Genomic DNA, 9,653 nt, shown 5'->3' with positions numbered 1-9,653 from the left:
GGGGTGTGTGGGCCGCTATCGCATCTCCCCAAATCCGGCTAATACGGGCCGCGGTTCCCCCCTTGCCACAAGTCGGGGTCTAATTCGGTGGGGGGCGCGCCCGCCCCGCGCCCGGGGCTCTATGAGCCAGCTTGTCGAGCCATGCTGTCTCGGCCCTTCGGATCACGATGCCTCGCGCAAGCCATAAAGTGCTCCTCGCCGGGGGCACTCGGAAAACGGGCTCGCCTGTGGCGAGCGTTATCACGGCCCCGTTCCCGCGTACCGCTCAAACACCGGTGTTGTCGCTGCACTCGTCCCGCATGCCCCTTCGGGCCGCTATGCTCGCGGCCGGGCTGACATTTCTCTCGAGGCGAGCTAGGTGAACACTGAAGCTGATCCCGAAGGCGCTGCGGCTCGCCATGAAAGGGACGTAGAAAAATCTGCGCTTGTTCACGCTATCGCCCTCCAGCGCCCCAACGAAATCAAGAACTTGGCATTCTGTTGCGATATCGTCAAACCAGAGTTTTCCGGCATCGTCTATCACGCCAATTATCTCCGCTACATGGAGCGCGGGCGCACCAATCATCTGCGGCTGATGGGCGCCGAGCAGCAGGCGCTGTTCGACCAGGTCGAAACGGAGGGCGCGGGCTTTGCCTTCGTGGTGCGCTCGATGCATCTGGACTTTCTGAAGCCCGCGCGGATGGACGACGTGCTCGACGTCGTGACGTGGCCGGTTGCGGTGAAGGGCGCCTCCATCATGCTGGCGCAGGAGGTGCGGCGGGCTGAGGACGTGCTGGTGAAAGCCGAGGTGCGCGTCGCCTTCATCAGCGGCGGCCGCGCTCAGCCGATCCCGAAATCGATCCGCGCCCTGATGAAGGCCGATCTGATTTCCTGATCGCCCGATAAGTGATCGGCCGATAGGTGATGGCCTATCGACTCCGCCAATTGCGGCGATAAATTGCGGCCCGGACCAACCGATGAGGCCACCATGTCGCGCCCGCCGCTTCCACCCTTCACCCGTGAGACCGCCGCGCAAAAGGCGCGCATGGCCGAGGACGCGTGGAATTCGCGCGATCCGGTGAAAGTCTCGCTCGCCTATACCGAGGACAGCCGCTGGCGCAATCGCTCGGAGGTGTTCCAGGGCCGGGAGGCCATCGTCGCGTTCCTCACCCGCAAATGGGAGAAGGAGCGGGAGTATCGCCTGATCAAGGACCTATGGGCCTTCGACGGCAATCACATCGCGGTGCGCTTCCAGTACGAATGGCATGACGCCAGCGGCCAGTGGTATCGCTCCTACGGCAACGAGCAGTGGGAGTTCGACGAGCACGGGCTGATGCGGCGCCGCGAGGCGTCGATCAACGATATCGCGATTGCCGAGAAGGACCGCCGGTTTCACTGGCCGGCGCCGGGACCGCGGCCGGCGGATGTGCCGGGGCTGGGGACGGATCCGTTCTGAGGTTTGCGGAGATAGTGCAGCGAGCTCGCTGCACCCTCTCCCCTTGTGGGCCTGTTGCGTAATTCGTCAATTGTGATTCCCTAGGGCAAAGCCTTGGAGGGTAGCGATGGCGGTCAAGCGGACGGGACAGCCGAGCTTTGTGGAAGCGCTGATGCCGAAGGGGGCCGGCGCCAATGCGGCGCTGGATCGGCTGGCTGGCCTGGTCAAGTGGTACCGGTTCGAGAAGCTGATCGGCCATTTGCGGGATGAAGGGAGCCCCGGTCGACCAGGCTATCCGGTGCTGGTGCTGTTTCGTGCTGTGCTGTTGCAGTCGCTGTATGGTCTTTCGGAGCGCGAACTCGAGGAAGCGCTGGGCGACCGGTTGTCGTTCAAGCGCTTCGTCGGTTTGAGCCTTGAGGATGCGACGCCCGACCATACGGTCCTGAACCGCTTCCGGAACCAGCTCGTTGAACAAGGCCTGCTGGAGAAGCTGTTTGGCGAATTGGATCGTCAGCTTGAGAATGCTGGCGTGATCCTCAAGCGCGGCACGATGCTGGATGCGACCTTGATCCAGGCAGTCTCGGCTCCGCCCAAGGCGGATCGCCCCTCAAACGACCCTGATGCCCGGTTTGCCAAACGGCAGGGCAAAAGCGGCTCGACCTTCGGTTACAAGGCTCATGTGGGTGTGGACGAAGGATCCGGCTTGATCCGCGCGGTACTGACCACACCGGCCAACATCAACGACACGACACCGGCGGACGCTTTGATTCGCGGCGATGAAGCCGTGGTCTGGGCCGATGCGGCTTACGACACCCATGCCCGACGGGCCCGGCTGAAGGCGGAAGGCAAGAAGCCCCGCATCGCTCGTCGGCCCAACAGACATCACCCGGAACTGCCGCCCAGGCTCAAACGCTACAACCTCCTCATCGCGCGCCGACGAGCCCAGGTCGAAACCACCTTCGCTACTCTCAAACGCCGCATGCGGCTGACCTGCATCCGCTACGTCGGTCTGATCAAGGCGACCGGGCAAGTCCTGCTCGCCTCGATCGCCTTCAACATGAGACGGTGGGCCACGATCGCCGCGTGAGCTGCCCGCTCAGGGCGACAACTACAGATCTTGGCAGGCAATTGCCGGGACCAGGGCACTCGCTCCTGACGTCTTCAGCCTCAAGAGCCGATAACGCAACAGGCCCCTTGTAGGAGAGGGTGGCTCGCCGCGCAGCGGCGAGACGGGTGAGGGGGTCTCCCTCCGCGAGTCCGACTCTTATTGAGTGCGCTGAGGCAACCCCTCATCCGGCGCTTCTCCCGCAAGGGGAGAATTTGCAAGTTGCAGCCTAGTCGCGGCGGGTGCTAGACTTGCGTGTAAGCCCTTGAAATGCCATCTGAAACTAGCAGGCACTATGCTGGCACTAGCAGCCGCTATGCCACCGCTGTTTTTTACACTGGCTTAAAACCGAGGACCGATTCGCCCATGCCGAAGCCCCGCAAGATTGCGCTGGAGACACCGACCGCACGCGCCAAGTTGCCCGCGCGCAAGCCATCCTATTTCGTCCGCATCGCGCCACACATCGCGCTCGGCTATCGCAGGAATGCGAGCGGCTTCGGGACGTGGAGCGTGCGCTTTGCCGATGGCAGCCCGAACGGCTGGCTGAAAAAATTCGGCATTGCCGACGATCTGGAGCCCGCCGACGACAAGCACGTCTTCAACTACGATCAGGCGATTGCGCAGGCGCGCAAGCTGGCGCGCGGTGACGCCGACACCGAAACGACGGCGAGCGGCTTCGCGCCGATCAGCGTCGATGGTGCGCTGACAGCTTACGAAGACGATCTCAAGGCGCGCCAAGGCTCGATCTACAACGCGCGCATGCCGAGAAAGCACTTGTCCCCGGCGCTGCTAGCGAAGCCGGTCTCGATGCTGTCCGCGAACGAGCTGAAGAAGTGGCGCGACAGCCTGATCGGCGGCGAGCTGGAGGACTCCTCGATCAACAGAATGCTGAAGTGCCTGCGCGCGGCGCTGAAGCTGGCCGCGCGGCACGATCCGCGCATCACCAACGCGGACGCTTGGCAGACCGGCCTTGAAAGCCTGCCGGACGCGGTCAACGACCGCAACGTGATTCTCGCCGACAAACAGGTGAGCGGATTCGTGCGCGCGGCCTATGGGCGCGATGGCGCGCTCGGCCTCTACGTCGATACGCTGGCGGTGAGTGGTGCGCGACCGTCGCAGGCGTCAAGGCTGCTGGTGGCTGATCTGGTCGCCCATGCGAAAGCGCCGCGTCTGCGGATGCCGCGAAGTGGCAAGGGCGGCAGCAAGAACCGCGTCGCACGCAAGGCGGAGCGCTTCTCGGTGCAGATCACATCAGCGCTGGCGCTGAAGCTGAAGGCCGCCGCGAAGGGCCGTGCGCCGGATGCGCCGCTGTTGCTGCAGGCCGATGGCACGTCGTGGGGCGAGCGGCCGAGCGACAATTACCGCGAGGACATCCGCGCGGTCGTCGCTGCCATCGGTGACGATCCCGACACGGTGACATTGTACAGCCTGCGGCATTCGAGCATCGTGCGCGCGTTGCTGAAAGGCCTTCCGGTCTCGATTGTCGCCAAGGCGCACGACACCAGCGCGGCGGCGATTGAACGGCACTATTCGAGACACATCCTAGAGCACGCCGACGACATCAGCCGCCGCGCGCTGCTGCATCACGACGACGCCGACAACGTGGTCGCGATGGCGGGCTGATTTTTAAGTACCGGCATGCCGGTAGTTATTTTTAAATGTCGGCATGCCGACGGCTTGACCCGGTGCCTCGCGCGCCGGGTTTTTTCATGCCGTTGCGTTGGTGGTCGCTCTCGGGATGTGATGACGCGCGGCAGACTGGCTTTAAGCCAGTGCGCAACGACAAAATAATTTGCGATTACTGGCTTTAGGAAACTTCGCACGGACGTCTCGTAGCGTTAGCGTGTCGGCAGCATCAAGCGAGAGGAGCTGCTTCAAATGGCCCGCGCAAAGACCAGCCAAAAGCCCCGCATCACCGCGAAAGACAAACTTGAGAAGGCGCAGGCTGAGCAGGCGAAGCGGCCGGTCGAGCGGACGATGTACACGATCCCGGAGTTTTGCGAGGCGCATAACATCTGCCTCGATTCCTATTACCGCATGCAGCGCACCGGCACCGGACCGGCGATCAAGAAGATCGGACACGCCACCCGGATCAGCGTCGAAGCTGCCAAGGCGTGGCGCGAGGCGGGAGAGGCTGCGACGGAAACGGCTGAGGCGAAAGAGCAGCGTCTCGCGCGTAAGGCCGCGAGCACCAAGGCCGCGAGCGCGGAGGCCTGAACATCTGATTTGGAATTGAAAGGCGCGACGAAAGGCAGGACCACCAAGATCGAAGCCCCGGTACCCGGACAAGCACCGGGGCTTCAACTTTTTTTCCGACCGATGCAGGCGGCCGGGGCATACGACCAACGCTCCAGCTTTTACGCCCGGTCGAGATCCCTGCACAAGGGGGGAGTCCGGGACCATGCCGACTACCAGCTTCGACGGATTCAAATCCGAGATCGGGCGAATTCAACGGGCCACTGGGCTCAGCTTCGGGGATGCGGAACTGCTGTTTGTGTTTCGCAATATCGGCGACTCCAAGCTCTACGAGCATGAGCGCATCCGGGTCGGGGAGCTGGAGCGCCGTCTCGCCCGTGCCGACGTGGAGCGCGTCTCATCGCTCCGGGCCAACGACAACGGAAGCGCGCCAGCGCGCGACTTCAGGCGCGAGCAACCGCCGACCGACGCCGCACCGCCGCCTGAACTGGTGCGGCTCGATCTAGCCCAGTACGACACCGAGCCGATCCCGGAGCGTGAGTGGGGCGTGCGCGACCGCTTTCCGCGACGCGCCGTCTGTCTGTTGTCCGGTGAAGGCGCAGTCGGCAAATCGATCACGCTTCTGCAACTAGCCGCCGCCCATGGGTTGGCGCGCGACTGGCTGCGGTCGATGCCGGAGCCCGGCCCGGTCTTGCTTGTGAATTGCGAGGACGAGGCCGACGAGCTGGTGCGGCGGCTCGATCCGATCCTGAAAAGCTATCACGCGAAATTCAGCGACGTCGCGGCCGACCTGCACACATTCTCGCTGGCCAACCAAGACCCGCTGCTGGCGCTGGTTGATCGCAGCAGCGGGCGCATCGTGCCGACACCGCTTTACGCCAAATTGCTGGAACGGGCGAAGGACGTGAAGCCGATCTGCACCGTGATCGACAACGTCGCCGACGTGTTCGGTGGCTCCGAGATCGACCGCTCGCAAGTCAGGCAATTCGTTGCCTTGATGAGGCAAATCGCCATCGCGGCGAACGGCTATGTCATCATGTCGAGTCATCCGTCGCTCGCCGGTATTGCCAGCAAGACCGGGCTGTCGGGCTCGACGCAATGGCACAACTCGGTGCGGGCTCGCGCCTACATGCACATCGAGAACGACGACCAGAGCGGCACCCGCGTGCTGGAGTTCATGAAGAGCAATTACAGCGCGCTGTCGGAGCGGGTGGAACTGCAATGGTCGAACGGCCTCTATGTGCCGGTGCGGATTCCGAGCGCGCCGGAACAGGCGGCAACGCGCGCGAAGGCCGACGCCATATTTTTGAGCCTGCTCGAAAAATTCACACGCAAGGGCGAGAACGTCAGCCCGAAGTCGAGGGCCAATAATTACGGGCCGACGCTGTTCGCAAAAACGGCGGAGGCCAAGGCCGCGCACCTGACCCGCGATGACTTCGCCGAGGCGCTCGACCGGCTGATCACGGCCGATCACGTTGTCGTCGAATCCTATGGCGCGGCGAGCGACGGGACCCGCCGTCTCGTCCGGAGGCCCCTATGACCGGCACCTCCACGCACCTCCACGCATGCTCCACGCATACCCCGAAAAGCCTCCACGCATGCCTCGCTCCACGCCCCCTATAACCCCCCACCATGCGTGGAGGCATGGAGGGGTTATAGGGCTGCGACGCCAAAAGCGACCGAAGGAACCGAGCCCGGCCGGATGTCCGGTGATCGAAAGGGAGACAGGGAGACGACCATGACGACCATGACCAAGGCGGAACTCGTCCAGCGCCTAGAGCAGGCGCAACGCGCCGACATCGATGCGGAGGATGTCTGCCGCAAGAACAGGAAGATCTTGCTGGAGCGCGAGGAGGTGGTCGCGGAGGCGAAGCGTCGAGTCCGCGAATGTGAAGCCGAGCTGGAGCGGGCCGAAGCCGCACTGGGCCGCGACGACTGAAGCAAACCGCGCCGACCGGACGTCGGCAATTTGGGTGACGGAAATGGCCAAGAACAAACCGCACCAGCGCCGCAACGAGAGGCGTCGCGAGCGATACGCCGCCGACCCGGCGTACCGTGCGAAGGTGAAGGCAAAGAGCGCCGCTCGCGAGCGGGAGCAATACCACACCGAATCCGGCGTTTCGCGAGAAAGCGATCAAAGACAGCCTCAGGCGATACTACGAGGACCCGGCGCTCCACCGCGAGCAAAGGAAGGCGCGGCGGCTCAGCAGGATATTGGATGACGCCTTTCTTCTCGACGACGACGACTGACCTTTGGGTCTAAAATGCATGATCGCCCGCCATCCGACGACCGCGACCGCAAGCGTCTCGACAAGCTCGCCGCCGAGAAGCGCGACTATCGCAGCTTGATCGAGGGCGGAGGGGCCGTGCTGAAGGGGCTGCCGGTGAAGGACGTCAACGCCCTGATCGAGGCGCTGATCGATCTGGAGTGGCTCAAGGAATCCCAAAGCGAAGATCGCAAGGCGTTGCTCGCTGCTGTCGGCGCGGTGCTGGACGATCTCGCGAGCCCTTACCGCCGCGTGAAATCGTGTCCTGACAGGACAGACAGGAGGCGCAAGCCGCGCCTATGATCGCGGCACACTGCGAAAAGGCAACGGCCATGAACGCACCCGTTAGGCAGGGAATCCCGTTGCGCGCTGATGCGTCCGCGCGTGACCGCGAGCAACGCCGCTCCTTTCACCGCGCCGTCACCGCCGTCGCGTTCTCGTCGCTCGATCGTAGCGCCGAGGCCTACCTTGCTGCTGCCGACGACTGGAAATCCGACGAGCTGGCCCGGCTGGTGGTCAAGACGCTGAATGCCACGGTGTTCGGTACCGGCGATGGCCCTGATGAACTGGAGCACAAGGCCGCCGTGACACCGGCGACGCTGGCATCGTCCGGACTTCCGGAAGCCGTGGCCGTGAATGTGCTGCCCATGCTCGCGCCGAAGTCTGCGGCCGTGCGACTGTTCGCGCGCTGCATGCAAGTGAGCCTCGACGGCGTGAACAAAATATCAGTCCCGCGCGTCGTGCCCGGCAAGACGCCGATTTTCGTCGCTGAAGGCGGAGCAAGTCCGGTCATCAAACTCAACTCCACCGCCGCGACGATTGGGCCAGCGAAGAAAATTCTCGTCAACGCTGGCGTGACAAACGAGATGGAGAAAAGCGGACCCGAGGCCGCCTCCGACGTCATCGGGCGAACGCTGGAAGCGTCGGCAACACTCAGCCTCGATGGTCCCGTCTTCGACGCCGCTGCTGCCGATCTAGCCCGGCCAGCGGGAATACTGCACGGCCTCTCGGCGCTCCCCGCCAGCAGCAGCACTGGGCTCGCGGGAATTGCCGCAGATGTCGCCAGCATCGCGGGCGACATCGCCGATGCTGGAATCGGCAGCGACGATCTGATCATCGTCTGCAATCCGCGACAGGCGATCCAACTCAAGGCGCTTGTTGGTCCGCGCTTCGACTACGCCGTCTTCGGCACGCCGATGGTACCGGACAAAAGAATCATCGGCATCGTGCCCGGTGCGGTCGCGAGTGCTTACTCTGGCGTGCCCACCATCGAAAAAGCGAAAAATCCCGCCGTGCATTTCGAGGACGTCGATCCGCTGCAGATCATGGACGCGGCAGGAAACGCGGCTGGGCCAGTGGAGAGCGCCTTCCAGCACGACATGATCATCGTCAGGGTGCGCTGCTGGGCCGCGTGGAGCGTCGTCGCGCCGGGCGTTGCGTTTGTCGATGCCGTCAACTGGTGAGCCAGCATTATGGATCTTGAAGCCAAAGCAATCTTCGACGAAGCCCGCGAAGCGCTGGCGAATCCTGGTCTACGCGGCGAACGTAAACTGGCGCAGCTCCCCGAGACTCTTCGCGTCGAGATTCCGGAGCCTCGCGTTCAGAACAACGCCGAGCCGGTGTCGCAGCCAAGCCGGACGTTCACCGATGCCCAGATCGCGCGCATGGTGGCCAGCGTGCAGGCCGACATCGACAGCAGGATCGCCGGGCTGGAGGCCTTCGTCGTCAACAAGATCGCCGAGTATCACACTGGCGACGAACTGCGGCCTGCCACGAAGGCGCTCGTCGAGGGTACAGCCGAAGGAATTTTCAAGGAGCTGACCGTCGAGAACACTCGGCTCGTCAAGCTGAGAGACAAGCTGCGCGCCGAGATCGCAGAGCAAGTCGGGCAACTGCGCGCCGACATCACCATCGAGAGGGCTCATGGCAGTGGCGAGGTGATCGACTTGCCTGCGCTGCCGTTGCGTGGTGCCCGCCGTGGCTGACCGCGATGATGATCTCCCGCTCAACGCCGAGGCGATGACGATCATGCGCTATGCCACCGTCGCCGATCTGAAGGCCGACTGCGACGAGATCGCCGCGCTCTACGCCTCGTTGTCCGGTGCGGACCGCGAGCGATTTTTGATTCTGATGTTCGGTCCTGAGGCCTGAGCGTTTTACCATTGTAGTAAAACGGATGACGACGACGAGGCGCTCTACGAGGATCGTGAACCGGGTTGATCGCCGCCAGCCTCCCGTTTTCTTATATGCGAAAACGGATGACGAGGACGACACGCAGTTTCCTATTCTAGGAAAGTAACTCAGCCACCGGTTGTATGTGCATCTAGTCCTAGCCCAGTGCTGGCATCGTCGCAGACCAGCGCCTGCTGGCTTTTGGAAAGTTATTCTCCTGAGTTCCGGGCTCTTGTGTCAGCGTTCGGACCTATCGAGGAACGGAAATAGCACTGCAAGATCAACAGGTTAATCCATGGCGAGAGTGGTCAGAAAAGGCGAGCCATTTCAACACGTTGCGGGTCTCAAGAGGCGAGCCGCAGAAACGGTCGGTGGTGCGCCGGATCAGGCTCGGAGCTGGGAAAGGCCATCCGGCAAGGGCCAACGCACAGGCGAGGCCCGCGATGATCACTGACACCGACCGCGATGCGATGACGCGCGCCATTGCCGCAGCCCGAGG

Annotated in this window: 12 protein-coding genes; 11 read left to right on the top strand and 1 reads right to left on the bottom strand. The window is 63.3% G+C overall.

Annotated elements, in window-relative coordinates:
* The first annotated feature begins 469 nt into the window (after positions 1-469).
* The 11 genes from AC0L3X_RS39620 (at position 470) to AC0L3X_RS39570 (ending at position 9,133) form a co-directional block, all read left to right on the top strand.
* Positions 470-874, top strand: coding sequence for a YbgC/FadM family acyl-CoA thioesterase (locus AC0L3X_RS39620; protein WP_473317328.1), 405 nt, complete (start codon positions 470-472; stop codon positions 872-874).
* 93 nt (positions 875-967) lie between these two features.
* A complete protein-coding gene (locus AC0L3X_RS39615; protein ID WP_063981040.1) occupies positions 968-1,435 on the top strand; it encodes a nuclear transport factor 2 family protein in 468 nt (155 codons plus the stop codon).
* 106 nt (positions 1,436-1,541) lie between these two features.
* On the top strand, positions 1,542-2,501 hold the full coding sequence (locus tag AC0L3X_RS39610) for an IS5 family transposase (RefSeq protein WP_283016890.1): 960 nt from the start codon (positions 1,542-1,544) through the stop codon (positions 2,499-2,501).
* 384 nt (positions 2,502-2,885) lie between these two features.
* Positions 2,886-4,142 (top strand): site-specific integrase, encoded by a 1,257-nt coding sequence (locus AC0L3X_RS39605; RefSeq protein WP_473317327.1) that lies wholly within the window; start codon positions 2,886-2,888, stop codon positions 4,140-4,142.
* A gap of 255 nt (positions 4,143-4,397) precedes the next feature.
* Positions 4,398-4,736, top strand: a complete 339-nt coding sequence (locus AC0L3X_RS39600; protein ID WP_473317326.1) for a hypothetical protein — start codon at positions 4,398-4,400, stop codon at positions 4,734-4,736.
* A gap of 184 nt (positions 4,737-4,920) precedes the next feature.
* A complete protein-coding gene (locus tag AC0L3X_RS39595) occupies positions 4,921-6,255 on the top strand; it encodes an AAA family ATPase (RefSeq protein WP_473317325.1) in 1,335 nt (444 codons plus the stop codon).
* A gap of 198 nt (positions 6,256-6,453) precedes the next feature.
* Complete coding sequence (locus tag AC0L3X_RS39590; RefSeq protein ID WP_473317324.1) at positions 6,454-6,654, top strand: hypothetical protein; 201 nt, start codon at positions 6,454-6,456, stop codon at positions 6,652-6,654.
* A gap of 325 nt (positions 6,655-6,979) precedes the next feature.
* Positions 6,980-7,285 carry a hypothetical protein gene (locus AC0L3X_RS39585; protein ID WP_473317323.1) on the top strand — a complete coding sequence of 102 codons (306 nt, stop codon included), beginning with the start codon at positions 6,980-6,982 and terminating at the stop codon, positions 7,283-7,285.
* 29 nt (positions 7,286-7,314) lie between these two features.
* Complete coding sequence (locus AC0L3X_RS39580; protein ID WP_473317322.1) at positions 7,315-8,445, top strand: hypothetical protein; 1,131 nt, start codon at positions 7,315-7,317, stop codon at positions 8,443-8,445.
* 9 nt (positions 8,446-8,454) lie between these two features.
* Complete coding sequence (locus AC0L3X_RS39575; protein WP_473317321.1) at positions 8,455-8,967, top strand: hypothetical protein; 513 nt, start codon at positions 8,455-8,457, stop codon at positions 8,965-8,967.
* A complete protein-coding gene (locus AC0L3X_RS39570) occupies positions 8,960-9,133 on the top strand; it encodes a hypothetical protein (protein ID WP_473317320.1) in 174 nt (57 codons plus the stop codon). Before AC0L3X_RS39575 ends, AC0L3X_RS39570 begins: the two co-directional genes overlap by 8 nt.
* A gap of 301 nt (positions 9,134-9,434) precedes the next feature.
* Here the strand turns inward: AC0L3X_RS39570 and AC0L3X_RS39565 are convergent.
* Positions 9,435-9,653, bottom strand: a 219-nt coding sequence (locus tag AC0L3X_RS39565) for a hypothetical protein (RefSeq protein ID WP_473317319.1), incomplete at its 5' end; no start/stop codon positions are given.

The organism is Bradyrhizobium sp. MI1.7 (genome assembly GCF_055811795.1).
Note: the sequence above shows the minus strand (reverse complement) of the source record. Positions and strands in the feature narration are given on the sequence as shown.